This window comes from Wolbachia endosymbiont (group A) of Longitarsus flavicornis (assembly GCF_963931955.1).
Lineage (GTDB): Bacteria > Pseudomonadota > Alphaproteobacteria > Rickettsiales > Anaplasmataceae > Wolbachia.
Map to the genome: position 1 here is coordinate 381100 of NZ_OZ008337.1, position 19024 is coordinate 400123.

13 protein-coding genes, 1 tRNA gene and 4 pseudogenes are annotated in these 19024 nt (G+C 36.6%); 5 read left to right on the forward strand and 13 right to left on the reverse strand.

From position 1 onward, the window contains the following. Positions 1 to 21: 21 nt before the first annotated feature. From AABM58_RS01880 to AABM58_RS01895, 4 genes and pseudogenes are all read right to left on the reverse strand, one after another. A pseudogene (locus AABM58_RS01880) lies at positions 22 to 401 on the reverse strand (IS110 family transposase); the annotation flags it as partial. Between the two features lie 596 nt (positions 402 to 997). Continuing rightward, a complete protein-coding gene (gene rpe / locus AABM58_RS01885; RefSeq protein ID WP_338406148.1) occupies positions 998 to 1678 on the reverse strand; it encodes a ribulose-phosphate 3-epimerase in 681 nt (226 codons plus the stop codon). Between the two features lie 94 nt (positions 1679 to 1772). Continuing rightward, the gene (locus AABM58_RS01890) at positions 1773 to 2078 is read right to left on the reverse strand and encodes a hypothetical protein (protein ID WP_338406922.1); all 306 of its coding nucleotides are present in this window, start codon (positions 2076 to 2078) and stop codon (positions 1773 to 1775) included. Positions 2079 to 2105: 27 nt separating this feature from the next. Further along, positions 2106 to 2201, reverse strand: a pseudogene (locus AABM58_RS01895) (zinc-ribbon domain-containing protein); the annotation flags it as partial. A gap of 77 nt (positions 2202 to 2278) precedes the next feature. On the opposite strand from AABM58_RS01895, the gene dapD reads away from it, so the two are divergent. Beyond that, entirely contained in the window at positions 2279 to 3109 is an 831-nt protein-coding gene (gene dapD, locus AABM58_RS01900; RefSeq protein ID WP_338406149.1) for a 2,3,4,5-tetrahydropyridine-2,6-dicarboxylate N-succinyltransferase, read from the forward strand. Positions 3110 to 3115: 6 nt separating this feature from the next. Here dapD and AABM58_RS01905 read toward each other — a convergent pair whose 3' ends face one another. Both AABM58_RS01905 and AABM58_RS01910 read right to left on the reverse strand, forming a co-directional pair. Next, positions 3116 to 3400, reverse strand: a complete 285-nt coding sequence (locus AABM58_RS01905) for a DUF2610 domain-containing protein (protein WP_010962783.1) — start codon at positions 3398 to 3400, stop codon at positions 3116 to 3118. Further along, complete coding sequence (locus AABM58_RS01910; RefSeq protein ID WP_338406150.1) at positions 3401 to 3793, reverse strand: hypothetical protein; 393 nt, start codon at positions 3791 to 3793, stop codon at positions 3401 to 3403. It lies immediately after the preceding gene. A gap of 80 nt (positions 3794 to 3873) precedes the next feature. Here AABM58_RS01910 and AABM58_RS01915 point away from each other — a divergent pair, with 80 nt between their 5' ends. Then, entirely contained in the window at positions 3874 to 4980 is a 1107-nt protein-coding gene (locus tag AABM58_RS01915) for a class I SAM-dependent methyltransferase (protein ID WP_338406151.1), read from the forward strand. A 558-nt stretch (positions 4981 to 5538) separates the two neighbouring features. Here the strand turns inward: AABM58_RS01915 and AABM58_RS01920 are convergent. The 5 genes and pseudogenes from AABM58_RS01920 to AABM58_RS01945 all read right to left on the reverse strand — a co-directional run bounded on the left by AABM58_RS01920 (position 5539) and on the right by AABM58_RS01945 (position 10400). Further along, positions 5539 to 6499, reverse strand: a pseudogene (locus AABM58_RS01920) (IS110 family transposase). Positions 6500 to 6755: 256 nt separating this feature from the next. After that, a tRNA-Ser gene (locus tag AABM58_RS01930) sits at positions 6756 to 6842 on the reverse strand. A gap of 29 nt (positions 6843 to 6871) precedes the next feature. After that, complete coding sequence (locus tag AABM58_RS01935) at positions 6872 to 7678, reverse strand: DUF2163 domain-containing protein (protein ID WP_338406154.1); 807 nt, start codon at positions 7676 to 7678, stop codon at positions 6872 to 6874. 392 nt (positions 7679 to 8070) lie between these two features. Continuing rightward, positions 8071 to 8289 carry a TA system antitoxin ParD family protein gene (locus AABM58_RS01940; RefSeq protein ID WP_338406155.1) on the reverse strand — a complete coding sequence of 73 codons (219 nt, stop codon included), beginning with the start codon at positions 8287 to 8289 and terminating at the stop codon, positions 8071 to 8073. Between the two features lie 113 nt (positions 8290 to 8402). Further along, the gene (locus AABM58_RS01945) at positions 8403 to 10400 is read right to left on the reverse strand and encodes a WD0745 family porin (RefSeq protein ID WP_338406156.1); all 1998 of its coding nucleotides are present in this window, start codon (positions 10398 to 10400) and stop codon (positions 8403 to 8405) included. Between the two features lie 330 nt (positions 10401 to 10730). Between AABM58_RS01945 and AABM58_RS01950 the strand changes: the two genes are divergently transcribed. Continuing rightward, entirely contained in the window at positions 10731 to 12005 is a 1275-nt protein-coding gene (locus AABM58_RS01950; protein ID WP_338406157.1) for a lipase family protein, read from the forward strand. Positions 12006 to 12048: 43 nt separating this feature from the next. Here the strand turns inward: AABM58_RS01950 and AABM58_RS01955 are convergent, their stop codons facing one another. Beyond that, on the reverse strand, positions 12049 to 12876 hold the full coding sequence (locus AABM58_RS01955) for a 3'-5' exonuclease (protein ID WP_338406158.1): 828 nt from the start codon (positions 12874 to 12876) through the stop codon (positions 12049 to 12051). Then, entirely contained in the window at positions 12869 to 13753 is an 885-nt protein-coding gene (gene era, locus AABM58_RS01960) for a GTPase Era (RefSeq protein ID WP_338406159.1), read from the reverse strand. The genes AABM58_RS01955 and era overlap by 8 nt, the downstream gene beginning before the upstream one ends. A 1065-nt stretch (positions 13754 to 14818) precedes the next feature. Between era and terL the strand changes: the two are divergent. Both terL and topA read left to right on the forward strand, forming a co-directional pair. Beyond that, a pseudogene (gene terL, locus AABM58_RS01965) lies at positions 14819 to 16271 on the forward strand (phage terminase large subunit). 260 nt (positions 16272 to 16531) lie between these two features. Then, positions 16532 to 18982, forward strand: a complete 2451-nt coding sequence (gene topA, locus AABM58_RS01970) for a type I DNA topoisomerase (RefSeq protein ID WP_338406160.1) — start codon at positions 16532 to 16534, stop codon at positions 18980 to 18982. The last annotated feature ends 42 nt before the right edge of the window (positions 18983 to 19024 follow it).

The following is a 19024-nucleotide window of genomic DNA, read 5'->3' on the forward strand; positions in this document are numbered from 1 at the left end:
CGCTGATATTTTTCCTTAAGTTGACGCCATTGACTGGTCTCTTGTTTGAAGAAGAGAAGCTAACTGCTTGCATTGTTTGCTTTGCTTCAGGCAACATACCTTTGCTTAGAAAAAAAGCAATAGCTCGCGCATCGTGCTTGTCCGTTTTGTTCACAGAGCGACGAACAACTTCAAACTGTCCAGGAGACCACGCGCTTAACATAGGGTGACACTGCGTCATAAAAAAAACAGCTATTGCCTGTTGCTTCTACAGCTATTTCATCTGTTTCTTGAAGATTTCTGATAAAATTATTCAAGTCTTTTAAGCGAAACGTTTGAATATACTCCGGTTTTCCTTCTTGCAAGTAACAAACAGTAAAACTATTGGTATAATGCCTATGTGACGCATATTTTTCCTCCAATTGCACATTTCAATATATCAGAGTACTGGTTGGTCCAAACTCCTATACGAGGTCATCACATTTTGTGAGCCTCACGATGATTTTCGTTGGCAGGGGCGGTTAATCTGAGTAACGAGGTCTTCTTTCATATACTTTATACAAGAACAGAAAGTGCCTCAGAAAAAGTGCCAACCTGCCACCTATCCACTCTGAGAAGTGATTATCTTCTCTTGCTTCCAACCAAGCAATACCTAATTCATACCATCTGGGTAAGGTCACTTCATCAGTGGTTCACTTGCGTTCGTCTCTCTATTTCATACATGACACATAATTGTGCCTTTTCCATAACGCTCACTACCTTACCAAAGCAGCTTATGGTTGCTGCTCTTGCAAACCGGCTCCGAGGGGCCCACCCTCATCTATTGCGTAGCTTTTGCACTTAGTTTGCTCTTACTTGAACATTCTTTGTGTCTCTACGGCACACCTAACCCAAGAAAGGTTTCCCTACGTCATACCGCAATTCATTTGCGGTATAGATTCCGCTAACGAGTAGCGGAATGACGAATTTGTTGTTTTTCAAATTGTAGGTAAACCTAAGCCACTTTAGCTATATAGGGTCACAACGATGGATTTTTAAGATCGTTTACGGCTTTCTTAATGTCTTCAGCCTTGAATATCGCCGATCCCGCAACTAAAATATCTGCACCTGCTTTTATTATATCAGCTGCGTTAAAAAAGTTAATTCCACCATCTATTGAAATTTGTGTTTTAAGGTTACGCTCTTGTATCATTTTTTTTATAGTAGATATCTTGTTCAACTGTGAATGAATGAATTCCTGTCCTCCAAAGCCAGGGTTGACTGTCATAATCAGCACAATATCTAGCTCATGTATTATGTATTCAAGCACACTTGGAGAAGTTGAAGGAACAATTGAAACTCCAACTTGAATCGGTTTTTTTTCGTCGTTTACATTTTTGTATGACTTTATCTTTCTTATCAACCTCTCAAGGTGTGTCTCTGCTTCTGCATGTACAGTGATAATATCAGCACCAGCATTTATAAAGCTTTCAATGTGGTTACCAGGAGATTTGACCATTAAATGCACATCAAAAGGAAGATTGCTATATTTACGTATTGCAGAAACAACGCTAGGACCAATTGTAATATTTGGAACGAAATTCCCATCCATAATGTCTATGTGTATGTAATCCACACCTAAATCGCTAATTTTTCTTACTTCTTCCCCTAATTTTGCAAAATCTGCTGAAAGTATAGAAGGTGCAATTTTAATACTCATGAGCTGCCTTTTTTGCTAAAAAATAACTTATTTTTAAAACTCTGTCACCCTAAGCACCATCTGAGTAGCTAGAGACCGATATCAGTATGCCTATTTAACTAGATCTTAAATTAGATAAAAAAAGGTAGTCTTGATAAAACTTATTTACAGCAAGTTTTTTTACATTTGGACTTTCTGTTTGTTCTTTTTTGTACCCTAATTTATAGCTTATTGAATCCTTATATGAACTGATCGTTTTGTATGCTTTGTTCATCTCTCTAGGAAAGATACCATTAGCAATTACAACGCATAACCCTGTAGCTGTTGCAAAAGCTAGAGTGGTAAATGCTAGATTTTGTAAAAAATTCCTTCCACCAACTTTTTTTTCCTGTATATTAGCAGAGTGCGATTTGTTTGACACTTCTTCTAGATATTCATGCCATATGTGATTGCAGTTCGTACATTTTACCTTCCTTCCGGACGCACCAATTTGCTTAGGAGATACTAAGTAAGTTTTAGTACAACTATTACATTGTATTTTCATAGCACTTACATATAAAGTAGTAACAAGCTTAAATGATACAGAGCTACAAATTTAATATCAATATATATATATAACAAATGGAAGGTTTGCAACTAAAAAAAACACAGAGTGAGATAGAAAATATTTGGAAAAATAGAGAAAAATTTAATGACTGTAATCTAAAAAAAACAGCAAGAATAGCAATTAAAGAGGTAATTGAGCTCCTTGATAGTGGCAAAATTAGAGTAGCAGAAAGGCTATCAAGTGGAGAATGGGTAGTACATAAGTGGATAAAGCAGGCAATATTATTACATTTTCTCACTGAAGAAAACAAAATAATAGACAATACCAATTGCTGGTTTGACAAGATCGGTAACAAATTTAGTGAATGGAATGAGGAGAAATTTCGCCAGTTAAAAATTAGAGCAGTTCCTGGGTGTTTTGTCCGCCGATCTGCTTATATAGGTACGAATGTTGTTCTAATGCCAAGTTTTATCAACGTTGGTGCATATGTTGATTCAGGAACAATGATAGATACCTGGTCAACGATTGGTAGCTGTGCGCAAATAGGAAAAAACTGCCATATTTCTGGTGGAGTGGGAATAGGTGGAGTCCTTGAGCCTATTCAAGCTTCACCTGTCATTATAGAAGATAATTGCTTTATTGGAGCACGTAGCGAAGTGGCCGAGGGTGTGGTAGTGAGAGAAGGATCAGTCCTTGGCATAGGTGTGTTTATTGGGGCATCAACAAAGATTATTGATAGAGAAACTAGCAAGGTATTTTACGGCGAAGTGCCACCTTATTCTGTAGTGGTACCAGGGTCTATTCCATCTAAAAATAATATTTCAACCTATTGTGCAGTCATAGTAAAAAAAGTGGATGAAAAGACGAGATCGAAAATCTCTATAAATGAAATATTGAGGGATTAAACTATCTTACTCCTTGTCGTCACTTTTTTTATCATTATTACTAACCACAGTAATGGCATATGCGCATAGCTCTGAGAAAGAGACTCCATTTTCTTGAGATAATTTATATAATTTTTGCAGACTTTCTTTTACTTTATTAGGGATATTTCCTCCACGTTCTTTTACAAGCCAGGAATCTTGATGATGAATTGGATGAGCATCACTTTTTGGATTTCCTATGTATATTGCAAAAGGTGAACTTTGCCCTTTGAAGTCACATTGTACAGTAAATTTTTTTATAGATTCAGCCATCTAAAGACCTCTACTTTTCTTTTTGGTCGATTTTATAGCAGGTGGAAGAGGTGGTTTCTTTATAAAATCTTGTCTATTGACAACACTTTCTTTACCTTCCAAAGCTCGGCGAACATCAGCTCTGCTTAATTGCGACTCTTTTGCTACCTTCATTCCATGCTTTGCCATAATATTAGCATATGCTAGTACTTTTTTTACCAATTCTAGATCACCATTTAGCATTTGAACTAGCACTTGAAATACCTCTGCTAAAGTTAATCCGTCAGCATTTATAACCTTATTCTCTATAAGATTGACAGCTTCTTCAAATTTGTATTTAATATCATCATCTTGAGAAGCAAGTGCAATGTAATCAGTGTCTTGATTGTCCATAATAGAAGCACTATTGCTCATAAGCTTAAGTTTATACTATATATATAAGTACGCCACTATTTTATATCATGACACGCTATAGTTAAACATTTATTAATAACATGCTCACTTATGTACACGAATTAATTGACAAAAGTCAAGGATCAATATCCATCAGTGATTTCATGAATGCCGTTTTGTACCATGAAAAATACGGCTATTATACAAGTAAATTACCGCTTGGTAAGGATGGTGATTTTACTACCGCACCTGAGATCAGCCAATTATTTGGTGAAGTAATTGCAGTTTGGATAATGCATACATGGGAAAAATTAGGAAAGCCATCAAAATTTTCTCTAGTTGAACTTGGGCCAGGCAAAGGAACACTCATTCACGATATAATAAGAGTCACTAAAAAATACAGCAGCTTTTTTAATTCAATGTTGATCCACTTAGTTGAAATAAGCCCTACTTTACGGAAGATACAAAAGGAAAAATTAAAAAGCTTAGATGTTAATTGGCACAAAAATATTGACAACCTACCAGAACAACCAACCATTTTTTTAGCAAATGAGTTCTTTGACGCTCTTCCGATAGATCAGTTTGTATATCATGATGAGGGGTGGTATGAAAATATGGTGACAAAACAAGATGATGGCAGTCTCTTGGTGTCATGCCAGTGTGTACAGAGTGATGTCATGCAAGTAGCTGACTACTTGGATCCAGAAAACTTAGTTGCAAATGAGCATACCAAGCAATTGTATAATAAAAACTGGATTCCAGTGTCAAGCATTGGAATGACAGAAGGTTTTAATGGTGCAGTGATGGAAATATGTTCAGTTGGGGTTGAAATATTAAAAAAACTTGAGAAGAAGATATATAATAATAAAGGAGCTGCTTTGATTATAGATTACGGTTATGTATACCCCGCATATAAGAGCACTTTGCAATCGATAAAACAACATAAGTATGCTAATTTTCTTGAGAATGTTGGTAATAGTGATATTACCGCACTTGTGAACTTTCAAGCGTTAAGAGATTCATTAAAGCATGTAGATTGTGAGATTTTAACTCAAAGGGAATTTTTATATCTTTTTGGCATAAAAGAAAGAACCCAGGCTTTAATGAAAAGCGCAAGTGATGAACAAAAGAATAGGATCTTTAGTGAATTCCTAAGGTTGACTGAAAATATGGGCACTCTTTTTAAAGCAATGCTATTGATAGCATAGCTAAAGTAATTTATGTTATTGGGTAAGTTAAAAATATGATATAAATGAGATAAGAGGGAGCTACTCACTATAGGAATAGAGTTATCACGGGCGTGTGCGACCCACAACTGTACGAACATTTGTTTGTGCAGAAATATTATAGCCGGTTTGCCTCAAACACAAAGGTGTCATCCCAGTGCCCAGACACTGGGATCCAGATTGGATACTGAGTTGGTGAGTATAAAAGTAGCTAACCTTATGTTAAAACACAATATTTTTGATGAGGGGTTGCATTAAAAGCTGGATTCCAGTGTCAAGCACTGGAATGACATCGTTGTAACATTGTACCATATTACAATGTTTGTACAGATACTGTCTTTCATGTCAATAGTAATTTTAAAAAACTTTTTAAACCGAATTTAAATTCCATTGATTAGTGTAGCTGTGCTTTAAGTTTGTGCGGACGCACAGCTACACTAATTTAGGGAAGCTGACCTATTTGTTACATTTCTCAGTAAAAACTCTACTATCTCTGGTCAAAGAGTTAGAAAAGGTAAGCAACTTTCTCATGTCAATGAGTCACTTAACTAAACCACCATTGAATGGTTGATTGTTTTTAAGAATACCAAAAAATACATGCATTAGTTTTCTCATCAGCGCAACAATTATAACCATTGGGCATTTTCCTTTACTTTCTAAACGTTGGCAAAACTTTTGAAAGTGAGAATTATGATTCTTGGCTACTATAGCTGGCATATAAAGAGCTTTGCGAATACGCTCAGATCCTATTTTACATATTCGACTTTTTTTACTTACGGATGATCCTGATCGATAATGCTGTGGATTTAAACCAGCAAAGGCTGTGAATTGCCTAGCATGATCAAAATTATCAACTGATGGCATTTCCGCAACAACAGCTATAGCAGTAAGATGTCCTACACCTTTTACAGTCTTGATATTTTCTATCATATTTTTTAGGTGTGGATGGTTATCTATATGCCTATTAATTTCTCTCTCTAGCGCAGCAATTTGTGTTTCTATTGTAGCAATTACTTCAAGTATGGCTTGTTTACAACTGGAATACATGTTTTTGTTTTCTAAGCGATTCGTTTGTTGCAACTTGTCATCTTTGAGCGTTTGCAAACAACGATAAAGTTCTCTTAAACACCTAACTTCAAGAGGAGCAGGTTTCCAAAGATTAGGTTTATTAGCAATACAAAACCTAGCAATCATGGCAGCGTCTGACTTATCTGTTTTGTTTCTCAGTAGCTCACTTTTGCCAAAAGCTTTCTGGGTTTGCCACACTTACATTATATCCCAGATCGTACATAAAGTTAACCAAATCTTCACTATAGCAACCAGTTGCCTCGAGACATAGATGAATAAGTTTTGCTTCATGATTATTGCACCAAGCTACAAGCTTTTCAAAGCCCTCCTTGTTGTTGTGAAAAACTTTATGTCGTTCTTTGCTGCCTACCAACAAACAAGCATCAAATTTTTGTTTAGAAATGTCTACACCTAAAATAGCATTTACTTGCATAAACCCGTCTCCAAAACTATAAATAAAACTGAGAGTTTAGACCAACCTTGTAAATACGGGATATAATTCCAAAGATACTGTTCAGTCTTTTAACTCTACGTGGAAGGGGAGCAAATCTGTACGTCGGCCTTGTTGGCATCAGTTGTGCGTCAGCTTCACCCTTCCTGTAAGATATTTTAGCTCTAATATCTTACATAGTGAAAGATACAAGTTGTGCGCGCGACCGAGGGTTTTATACCATTCTAGAAGTAATATGCGGAAAAGGGGGGATTCGAACCCCCGACATATTTTCATATGTGCACGCTTTCCAAGCGTGTGCTTTAGACCACTCAGCCACCTTTCCATGTATTCATAATATTGAAAATTGTACTGCTAAACAATATAAAAACCTGGTATATAGGGTTCACCACGAAAATTTACAGTATTGTTAAACTTGCTTCTGCAAGTTGGAAATGTTTTATCGCAACCTGCGAGTATTGAATATTTATCCCCAGCAGAAATTTGGTATGGAGGCGAAGTAAACAACGTAACTACTTTATTTTTATATTCTTTTACTACACCTTCAAACGCTGTTGAGCCAAAGAATTTCACTACTCCGTGCTTATAATATTCATCACTCTCAGTTAAATTCGTGTCTTCAAATCTTCTTTCATCTATTACTTTAGTGATTGTACTTATTTTACTAAATTTTTTAGTATCGGCTTTACACTTATCATCGCAAAATTGTGCTCTGCATGCAGGAGAGTATAATTCTGCTATACTTCTCTCAAGCTTTGCTGAAAGCCCTCTAATTTCAACAATAAATCTTCCACTACTTAATGTCACTTTACCAAAAGTTCCTGAATGTAGATTCATTGTCCCCTGGGTCAAGTCTTTATAATTCACAAGAAATATCTCAATATTTGCAAAGTCGTACTTTCCTGATAAAACATCTTCTTCTTTAATATCAGCATTATTTAATATCCCTTCAATTTCTAGATTATCAGTTTTTAAATCGCTGTTTAATATTATACTACTGGCTGTAAATCCACTTGAAGATTTATAGAGTATATTATCAATATTTAAATCTTCATCATAGTCAGTGAATCCCATTACTTCTCCACCTACAAGCGTTAATTTCCAGCACGTAGCAGTGGTAAGTAATTCTCCAGCTAAATAATTTTTTAGTGTGGTTTGCATAGGGGACTCCTGTTTAATTGATTGAATTTGAAAGTAGCTATACGGCTAGTAGAATAAGGGCAGTGTGTTCTTTTCTCATCATCTAAGTAGCCATAAAGCGTCATTCCGGTGACCATAGGGTGTCATTCCAGTGCTTGACATACAGCTTTACAAACAAATGTTTGTAAAGGTAGTATGTTAAGTGTTATAGCCGGTTTTGCCTCAAACACAAAGGCAGTGCCCAGACACTGGGATCCAGAAAAATTGATTGTGCATTATACAACATTTTCGATCAAAAGCTGGATTCCAGACTGGAATGACAGGAGAGGGGTGCTGGGATAACAAGGAGAGAAATACTGGTATGACAAAAATTGGCACTGAGACGATAGAAAAGGAGCACTTATGGAATATGGCTACAAAGGCTTATACTCTTCAATATTGCCTAATTTAGCATCTTCAATACCTGATAAAATTTCTTTAATGATGTTATAGCTTAGCTCAGGGTTATCTTCAACAACTTGACCAATTTTAGCCCAATGCTCGATTTGTTGTGGTACGGAACGATTTTGTAACGTGAAATGAGACTGTACTATTTTCTCAAATTCTCCATCAAGATTTACTGTTATACCCATGATATTGTTACTTCTACTTTAAGCTATTATACCATATATTGGAAATTTTTTCAATATAAATAATTTTCACCTGGAAATACACACCACATTAAATTGTGGTGTGTACTGGCTGATTAGAAAGAAAACTTCACACCAGTAAGAAGGAGAATTCCTTGGTTAGAAGGTACATCAGTATCCTTTTGATCTTTCAGCGCACCTTTTTCATCAGTCATAAAATAATGTAAGGCTGCATAAGGAACAAATTTGCTCTTACTGCATGCAGGAGATAGATCATATTGAACGCCAAGTGCACCATCATGAAGCACATCTCCATCATTCATTCTGCTACCAAAGTATGTCAAACTTGTGTAGATATTCTCATGTTGATAACCAGCTCCTACAGTCCAATACATGGTATCTATACTATCTTTACCAAATTGAGCTTCCAGCCCTTCCATTCTTTTGTTAGTAGCAAGAAGCGATTCATATTTATCAGGTTTACCACCAGTACCTTTTTCCAGCGTTTGAATACCCTTCGGTTGACCAGATTTGCCCAAGTATGCAAAAGAGGCAGCAAATTTTACGCCTTGGTCTTCATTAATCTTATAATCAGCGCTTACACCCAAATTAACACCCATCAGGTCATTATACTCCACAAATTCCTTATAAAGATGCTTATCTTTACTTGGTTGCTTTGGAAAGCCATATTCACCAACTGCAGAAGTTTTAACTTTTATGTTATGTTTATCAAAGTCATATTCATATGATGCACCAGCACTTATTATGTGCTCATAGTCTGGACCGACATGCTTTATCTCTTCTTTATGCTTTATCACCTTGGTACCACTTATATCCTCCTCAAAAGGAACTGTTTCTTTTACAGTAAACAAACTACTATCATAACGAGGTGCATAACTGATGCCAAACCTTGCGCCCATATAATTTGGTGAGTAGTAAGCAACTCTAAATGGCAGTGTAGTCATAACGCCTTTATTATATTTCCCTGCCATGCGGAAAGAGAATTTTTCACTTTCACTCGAAAAACTTTCAGTGTAAAGACGTGGTGTTACATAAAATGGAAAGCTAGCAGCGCTTCCTTCTAAGTTCACTTTTCTGAACCAGTCACTATCTGCAGCTCCGTCAACAGTTGCAATTCTTGTTGCATCAAGTCTCATCAGAGCCTCAGGACCAAATTGGTAACCAAGCTTCACGTCACCATATTTTGAGTTAACAAACACATGCGCACTTCTGCCTTTCGCAGCATAAACACCCTGTGAAGCTCCCTTACCTTCGGTCACTGGAACATGAAACTGCACGTCAGCACCATAAAGAAGACCTAAATCTTCATTCTTATTTTCTGCTCTGAGGTGCAATATTGCATCAGCGATCATACCCATATCGTTGCTGTAATCACCAATATTTCCTATTCCACTAGGGAATACGGGATTTGCTCCTTGTATCTTATCCTGAGGGGCAGTATAATACTCTATAGATCTATTTGGCATAACGTTATAACGTTTATAATCTTCACCACTTGGTCCAGCTTTACCATAACCTTGAGCATCAACAACACCACCAAAAGTTATTCTTAAATTACTTTGCCCTTGGTTGGTATCAATAATATCAACACCACCAACTGAGACAACAGCATCTGCCTTACCTTTTTTCTCTGTATTTTGATTAACAACTTTTACATCCTTCTTTACATCTTTAGCTTCAACTTTAGCATTCTTAGTTTTAGAACGCTTAGTTTTTGAAACTTTACCTTTTTCTATATTAGAATTCTTAGCGCTTAGAGCTTTCGCTTTTGAATCCTCTATAAGCTTTGCTTTTTTCTCATTTGCTAGCCTGATCTCCTCTTTTTTCTTCTGTTCGGCCGCTAATCTCATCTCTTCCTTTTTCTTAAGCTCTTCAGCTTTTTTTCTTGGATCAGCATTACATATTCTGTCCATCTTTTCTTTTAGTTTTTTATTTGATGTTTTCATAACTTCTGTTTTTCCAGAAGTTTTTGTGCTCTCTTGCTTTTTTATTTCCTTCATACTCTCATCAGGAAAGTCAGCTGCAAAACTGCTGAAAGAGCATAAAGTTAATAAAGAAGCTAGAGCAGTTCTAGTATACATAGATTTTTTCATGAAGTGCCCCCAAAAAATTTCGAAATCATTGTCTTAAATATAAAAAATGTTGAAAATTCAACTTAAGGCAATCTTATAGCAAAAACAAAAGTAAAATGCAACACTTTAAAGACAACTTTTTTAATATGCCCAACGTGTATATTAACTAAAACTTAGCACAGAAGTTAATATTTTTTGCCTGTTAGTGCATTATAACTCTACTATTTATTCTATGGAAGTAAATTTTTTTTATTCTAGCAATAGAAAGATTATAGAAAACACTATTGACAATAATGTCAATCTACATTATAGTTAAATAAGTTGTTTAGCTGATAATAGATTGAGGTAGTTATGGATTTTAGTTTTTTACGCAATTGGTTTAGCGCCACAGGTACTAGTGCAAGTAGTATAGATTCACAATTAGAACAATCAAGCTCCATCTTAGCAGATGACGGCAAATGTAAGATGGAAGAATATGATGATGAATTTGATATCATTGAAGATTATGAATTTATAAATCCTGCTGACCCAAATGAACCACATTCTTTACCTTCTTCTTACCAAATAGATGAAAGTATTGCAGAAATTGCAGGATTTAATAAAGAGAAATTATTAGAAATGAGTAATTTCTGTAAAATAAGCTATGGTGATAACGACGACAAGTTAAATAAAGAAAATTTTAAAGCACCAATTTATAAAAATGAAAAAATATATAAAACTAGAGCTGAACTTATTAGCGAAGGTTATGAAATTATTCCATTTGGCAATAGCTTCGAAAAAGATGCTGGTCATGTTTTTATAAAAGGTAAAGAAATAACAATAGCTTACCATGGTACTCGTCCGAGCCATGGTTTAAACGATGTAATCACTGATCTAAACTTTGTGTTTGCTACTTCGGAACTTTTACCTGAAGGTGGGAGAATGCATGGCGGTTTTTATAATTCATTTATAGATTCATGGCCTAATCTTTATGACATTTTGAAATCTCATGCTGAAAAACAAGGATCAGAAATCAAAGATTTTAAAATCAATCTCACAGGTCACAGTATGGGAGGAGCTATTGCTAAGATAGCTGCTTTATGCCTCAACAAAACGGAAGGAGCTGAAGATGTTCATGTTGCAACTTTTGCAGATCCAAGGGTTTTTGATCTTACTGCTAGTGAAATTTATAATGACGCTCTTCAGGAAAAAACCATAAGGGTCACTCACCACAGACAAGATCCAGTACCAGCAGCGTGCCCTGGTTCGTTTGGTTATGCTCACGTAGGTGCACAATTAAGAGTATCAGCACCAGAAGGATATTCTGGTATAGGCTATTTTCATGGAATAGATGGTTATCATGAAGCTATCAAGATGGTGGATGAAAGTGATTTTCGATCAAATAATGATGTTTCTCTCTTTTACTATCCTGCTAGAGCATTAAGTCGGATTAGCTGTGCGGTTGGAGGTAATGCTCAATATTACGTTGCCAATGCGGTAAATTATATTTTTGGTGGGTCAAATTTTTTTGAGAAAGTAAAAAAGGAATATCAAGATAATAAATTAAAAAGTTCTTCTCAGGTTGAACAAGCAGAAGTTGAGCAGATAGCACATGAAAACTTCTCATCTATTGCAATGGGTGGATAGCTACTATTATGGAGCAATTGTTAGATTGCTCCATAATATCTGTTCATTTAAATTCAATACAAAACTTTCCACCACAAGTTATTTCCCATTCTTCTTTAAATTTCTTTAGGTATTCTTTTTTTTCGCACTCTAAAAGCAGCTCTTCCACGCTTTTGTTGTAGCTTTCAGTAGTAATCCTTCCCTGATGATGCATGAACCTTAAGTAAATCAAATAAGTGTTAATTACATCTGTTTCACAATAATCTCGAATCTCTTGTATCTTGCCGCTATCGTATAAGCTCATAACTTGTGACCCATCAACTCCAATCTTACCAGGAAGATTAAATGCTGCACAAACTTCGTTCATTTTTACTCTCGCAGAGGCTCCAAAATCAGAGAGGGTTTCAAGTAAGTCACAATGCCAATCACTGCTATATCTCTGATTGTAACTATTCCACTTATCACCAGCTTTATGAAAATATTCTGCTTGAATGCCATGGACCATAGCACGATACTTCAGCACTGGTATATCAAAAGTGCGTCCGTTGAACGAAACTAATCTTGGCTTTTTCTCTGATATGTAGTTAAAAAATCCTTTCACTAGTTCCTTTTCACTGGAATTTAGTGTGCCTCCAGATCTTATTTCTTGCAGTGTGAACACCTCATAACCGCTCTGGTAGCTTATATTGCAAAGTAAAAAACTAATAACTACAATTTGGTGGAAGGGCTGACGCAGAAAAGAGTTTTGCCCGTTTGTTATTTCAAGATGATATTTTGTTAATGCATCCCTCTTCTCTTCTACACTACTATCATCACTAATATTGAGTAAATTCTTGCAGGAATTTACATCTGGTATAGTTTCAATATCAAATACCAATAAAGAATTAAGCATTGCCTATATACTCCTCAGGACGGTCGATCCAAGGTCGCACTTTCACAAATAAAAAGAGATGTACCTTGCGCTCAAATAATTTTTCTAGTTCAGCACGCGCTTCGATATTAATTTTTTTAATATTACTGCCATCTTTCCCTAGCACTATTTTTTTATGACTATCTTTCAACACAAATATGATCTGTTTGATGACTAAACTCTTATCTTTTTTTTCCTCGAATTGTTCAGTTATAACAGCCGTAGAGTATGGCAATTCTTCACGCAAGTTCAAGAATAATTTTTCTCTCGTAATTTCTGCTGATAAAAAATTTGTCGAGGAATCGGTTATTTGATCTTCTTCATAAAACCAGGGGCTCACCGATGCAACTTCAGATAAGTAATTCATCAAATCAGAAAGTCCATCATTCTTTAATGCTGATATCATAAAAACCTTTTCAAATTTATAAAGCAAATTCAGATGCTCATGCGCCATCTTTAATTCAGGCTTTTTTACCAAATCAGTTTTATTGATAACCAAAATGCATCTGCCTTTTGTACGTTGCAGCCGCGCGAATATGGTCTTGATTCTTTCTATATTTTTCAAATAATTGCTTGCATCGATAAGCAACAAAGTGATGTCATCACCCTTGATTGCTGACCATGCAGACTTGACTAAAGCTTTTTCAAGTTTTGTTTCTGCTGAGAAAATTCCTGGGGAATCAGTAAAGACAATTTGTGTGTTGTTGCATGTTGCAATACCCCTTATTTGTGTCCTTGTTGTTTGCACTTTAGGGGTAACAATTGCAATCTTCTTGCCTATGATGCTGTTAATTAATGTAGACTTTCCAGCATTTGGTAAGCCAGCTATGGTTACAAATAAGCACTTTTGTTCTTTCACAAAGAAAATTATAAAGAAAACTGGATACGAATGTCAAGCTACTTTCATGACACCAATCCCTACCATCCCCTTGATTTCTACTGCCTTTTTTATTCTAGGCTGTGCTTTTATGGCAACTAATCTCGTTCGAACTATGATTAGTGAGTCACAAATAGACCAAAATAATAATTCCAAAAGTAGTAGTTGTTTTTATAGTCAACCTGCGACAATTGGAGCCTATACATAAAGTGTAAGCAGAAATTGTGGGCTTATTGGGGTAGGAGCGCTCAGTATTTCACATCAATGGATTTCTTGCCCAAGCCACAATTGTCATTCAGTAGGAACAAAAAACTTACTTGACAAACTCCGCCAGCGCCCTTATCATGATAGTGAAGCTATTGTATTTGCTTTCGCCAATCTGCAGATTAAAAGGTAAGGATTACTTAATGTATCGGCGTCTTATGTTCAATTTTTTGCAGTATATAGATACTGTATGTCTTTACAAAACTTCATCTACATCTAGATTTTTATCTAAATAAGCTGAACGCGCTTATAAAGCGTTACAAGACATCAAAAAATGCCAATACTCGACAGAGATAGTAAAAGACTAGCTAACTCGGGGATTCTTTGTCTTTTTTTCTGCTTAGTAAATTTCTTAAACATTTGCAGCGTAAGTTAGTTGCAATTAAAAGCAGCTTAATCTTGCTTGTCAAGCGTTTAAAACATAAAAAACGCCAATATTTTAAAGCGGATAATAACCCCAGGGCTTCTTTTGCCTTTTTTTTCATTTGGTAAATTTCTTAATATTTATAGCTAAACAACAACCGTCATCCCTAAGTATCCCGCTGCTTGTTAGCGGGATCTCTTGTTAGCGCCACGGTGGTATGACGTAGGATTATTGTCATTCCGCTACTTGTTAGCGGCTGAGATACCGCAGCGGTATGACGGTTCGTGGCGGCATGAAGATAAGCTCGTCATCCCGCTGCTTGTTAGCGGGATCTAGAGATACCGCGACGTCTCACCTATAGCCTTCAGTGCTCCTTTTTTTGTCATCCCAGCGTCACGCGTTGGTTTCAACATTATATCATGAACTTTCTAAAATTCATTGAGTTATGCTTTCAAACGGTAGTGCCGGGATGTGAGTATAATAATTATCGGTACATAAAAGTCATAGCAGATAGGCTGGAAGCGGCGAGCGCTGGTGAAGTGAAACGAATAATATTCAATATGCCTCCGCGTTCAATGAAGTCCCTGTGCGTGAGTGTTGCGTGGCCTGCATGGATACTGGGAAACCAACCAACTGCGAGAATAATAGTTGCAAGTTATTCTCAGCGGCTCAGCGAAAAGCACTCGCTCGACACCAGGTGCGTGATGCAGTCTAGTTGGTATAGAGCGCTATTTCCAGAGATAGAACTATCCAAAGACCAGAATACCAAATATAAATTTCAAACAGTGCAGAGAGGATACAGAATCGCAACATCAGTTGGTGGAACACTAACTGGTGAAGGTGGTGATTTTATCATTGTGGACGATCCGCTCAGTTCTGCTCAAGCTTTGAGTGAAACGCTTAGAAAGCGTGCCACAAACTGGTTTGATCAGACTTTAGTAACGAGGCTGAACGATAGAAAAAAAGGAGTCATCGTTCTTGTAATGCACAGGCTACACCAGGAGGACTTAACTGGACACCTTCCTCTCCAAGCCAAAAAACATATGGCATCATATTTGTTTGCCAATGATTTCTGAAAATAAGCAGGTTATTTATTCAATCAAAAAGCCAATGCCTCCCGTTCCTGTCATCCGAGTAGCTCAGCACTGTGCGACCAGGCGATTATATAATAAACCAGCGTCACCTGTAAGGATATTATATTCAAGAGAAGAAGGTCAGTTGCTATATCCCCTCGATGGAGGAAAAGAAGAAGTTGAGACGATAAAAGTTGAACTTGGGAGTTATGCTTTTGCTGCGCAATATCAACAAAACCCTCTGCCGCTTTCAAGTGGTATAGTCAAACGAGAGTGGCTAAAGCGCTATAAAAATGTTCCTGATAATCTCTCGCATGTAACACAAAGTTGGGATACTGCGGTTTCAACAAGCGACATGAGCAACTTTAGTGTCTGCACCACCTGGGCAAAAATAGATAATAAATTCTATTTACTTGATGTATATCGCGCAAAGCTTGAGTATCCAAAGCTTAAAGAACAAGTTTTATCACTAGCTGCAAGATGGTCACCACACGCGATTTTGATCGAAGCCAAAACAAGTGGTCAGCAATTAGCACAAGAGCTGAAGGCAAACAGTCATTTGCCCATTATCGAAATAGTGCCACATGATGGTAAGCTCACTCGATTCCACCGGATTGCTCCGATGATAGAGTCTGGCAGGATTATTTTGCCGCACCAAGCAGTATGGCTGAATGATTTTGAGTATGAAATTTTAATGTTCCCAGAAACGCGCCACGACGACCAAGTGGATAGTACCGTGCAATATTTGCAGTGGGTGAGAAACAGTACCTCTAGGGTCGCAGCTTTACGGGCATTGTGATTTAAGCCTACCAGATCCAAGTAGTCAGCTACTTGGATGACAAAAAAAGGAGCACTGAGATGACATCATCATAAAGTAAACCAGTGTCAGCTACTCGGATGACAGGGGAAGGTGGCTAGCCTGACAACCGTGTCCAAGGGGTTTTTGGAAACCATGAATAACCTACTTTGTAAAATTCACAAGACCTATTAAAATATTTTTTTACTTTTCATCGTATATTTCTCAACATATTATCTTTAAGTACTAAAATAATTAACAATATGGCATTATTAATAGTTGAATCACCTGCGAAAGCAAAAACAATAGGTAAATATTTGGGTAAAGAGTTCAAAGTAGCTGCATCCTTTGGACATGTGAGAGATCTTCCAGCAAAAAACGGTTCTGTCGATCCAGATAATGATTTTGCTATAAAGTATGAAACCATTGAAAAAGCAGAAAAGTATATAAAAGAGTTAGTAAAAGCCGCAAGCAAAACATCAGATATATATCTTGCAACAGACCCAGACAGAGAAGGGGAAGCAATGGCTTGGCATGTGATAGAGACATTAAAAGAAAAGAAAGCAATCAGTAATGAAAACAACATTTATAGAGTAGTCTTTAATGAGATAACAAAAAGAGCAGTACAAGAAGCAATAAAGAATCCACGTGAAATAAATATGGATTTAGTGCGTGCACAACAAGCACGTAGAGCTTTGGATTATCTAGTTGGATTTAGCTTGTCACCACTGCTGTGGACAAAATTGTCGGGGAGCAAGTCTGCAGGGCGAGTGCAGTCTGTTGCATTAAAGATTATATGCGAACGAGAAGATGAAATTATTAAATTTATAACACAGGAGTATTGGAGCATAAAGGCAGAAATGCAAAATAGCAAAGATGAGGCTTTTTTTGCTATGCTAAGCCACTATGACAATAAAAAGCTAGAAAAATTTGATATTAAGAATGAAGAAGAAGCAAAAAACTTAGTCAGGGAGATTGAGTCAAGGCAATATGCTGTAAGCACAGTAGAACGCAAGCAAGTTAAGAGAAACCCGCTTCCTCCGTTTATTACTTCAAGTCTTCAGCAAGATGCAGTGAATAAACTGTATTTTAATGTGAAAAGTGTTATGCGCATAGCGCAAAATTTATATGAAGGTATCGATATTGGTGGTGAAACTGTAGGGTTGATAACTTATATGCGTACAGATGGGTTTCATATTGCAGATGAGGCTATAAACTCAATTAGAGGGTCAATTAAGTCATTATATGGTGATAAATATTTACCGCAGTCTCCTCGTAAATATGTAAAAAAGGTCAAAAATGTTCAAGAAGCACATGAAGCAATTCGTCCAACTGATATCAATAGAACGCCGGGTAGTATTAAGGATTACTTAACGCCAGAGCAATTTAAGTTGTACGATTTAATCTGGAAAAGAACCATTGCAAGTCAGATGGAATCAGCGATTCTTGATCAAGTGGTAGTTGAAATTAGTTCTACTGATCAAAAAGTAGTTCTGCGAGCAAGTGGATCGAGTATATTCTTTGATGGTTTTTATAGAGTCTACCAAGATAACATGGAAGCCGAAAATGAAGGTCTGCTACCTGCCATGAAGGAAGGGGAAGCGTGTAAGTTGATTTCAGTTGAGCCAAAACAGCATTTCACTCAACCGCCACCTCGTTATAGTGAAGCAAGTATCGTTAAAAAAATGGAAGAAATCGGTATAGGTCGCCCGTCAACTTATGCAACAATTATTTCGGTATTACAAGATCGTGAGTACGTTTCATTGGATAGCAAAAGGTTTATTCCAAGCAGTCGTGGTAAAATCGTTACTATATTTTTAGAAACCTTTTTTCAGCGTTGTGTAGAGTATGACTTCACAGCACAAATGGAAGAAAAGCTTGATTTAATTTCAAATGGACATGCAGATTGGAAAAAAGAATTAGGCCACTTTTGGGTGCCATTTTTTGGTCATGTAAACTCTGTCAAGCAAATGACGCATGATGAAGTTTTCAGCGGCATTCACAATTTGGTAGTCGATTGGTTTTGTTCAGAAGAAGGAAGAAAAGAGGTGAATACGAAATGCCCTGACTGCTTAGGTGGCATATTGAAATTGAACTTTGGAAAAGCCGGAGTGTTCCTTGGATGTTCTAACTATCCTGAATGCAACCATACAAAAGAAATTACAGATAGTAACGACAATTCAGAATATCCAAAAAGTTTAGGTGTAGATGATATCACAGGACAAGAGGTAGTAATTAAAAAAGGTCCTTTTGGGCTTTACCTGCAGTTTAATAATGAGTCAGAAAAGAAAAAAGCGGTTTCTATACCAAAAGATATAAATGTTAATGAGATTGATCTGAATACCGCTACTCAGTTACTTTCCTTGCCAAAAGTAATTGGAGAACACCCAGAAACCGGAAAGGAAGTAAAAATAGGCCTTGGACGATTTGGATACTATATTTTCTATGATGGTAAATACTTTTCTCTTAAGAAAAGCTCCAAAGAGGTGCTGAATACAGAATTGAGCGAAACTGTACAAATTATTGCAAACAGTCCACGCAAAGAGTTAAAATCTCTCGGGCTTAATGAAAAAGGAAAAGAAGTTTTTATCTGCAACGGTAGGTACGGATTCTATATAAAATGCGGTAAAACAAACGTTGCTTTGGGCAAGAGTGCAGATATTGAAAGCATAGATTTGAAGAAGGCTTTAGAGTTGATTAAGGGTAAGAAATAGACTTCTTGCATAACCATATGCTCTTTATTGTCATTCCAGCGC

Coding starts and splice junctions, on each gene's coding strand:
- rpe (WP_338406148.1), bottom strand. CDS start 1,678: ATGAGTATTAAAATTGCACCTTCTATACTTTCAGCAGATTTTGCAAAA.
- dapD (WP_338406149.1), top strand. CDS start 2,279: ATGGAAGGTTTGCAACTAAAAAAAACACAGAGTGAGATAGAAAATATT.
- AABM58_RS01905 (WP_010962783.1), bottom strand. CDS start 3,400: ATGGCTGAATCTATAAAAAAATTTACTGTACAATGTGACTTCAAAGGG.
- AABM58_RS01910 (WP_338406150.1), bottom strand. CDS start 3,793: ATGAGCAATAGTGCTTCTATTATGGACAATCAAGACACTGATTACATT.
- AABM58_RS01915 (WP_338406151.1), top strand. CDS start 3,874: ATGCTCACTTATGTACACGAATTAATTGACAAAAGTCAAGGATCAATA.
- AABM58_RS01935 (WP_338406154.1), bottom strand. CDS start 7,678: ATGCAAACCACACTAAAAAATTATTTAGCTGGAGAATTACTTACCACT.
- AABM58_RS01940 (WP_338406155.1), bottom strand. CDS start 8,289: ATGGGTATAACAGTAAATCTTGATGGAGAATTTGAGAAAATAGTACAG.
- AABM58_RS01945 (WP_338406156.1), bottom strand. CDS start 10,400: ATGAAAAAATCTATGTATACTAGAACTGCTCTAGCTTCTTTATTAACT.
- AABM58_RS01950 (WP_338406157.1), top strand. CDS start 10,731: ATGGATTTTAGTTTTTTACGCAATTGGTTTAGCGCCACAGGTACTAGT.
- AABM58_RS01955 (WP_338406158.1), bottom strand. CDS start 12,876: ATGCTTAATTCTTTATTGGTATTTGATATTGAAACTATACCAGATGTA.
- topA (WP_338406160.1), top strand. CDS start 16,532: ATGGCATTATTAATAGTTGAATCACCTGCGAAAGCAAAAACAATAGGT.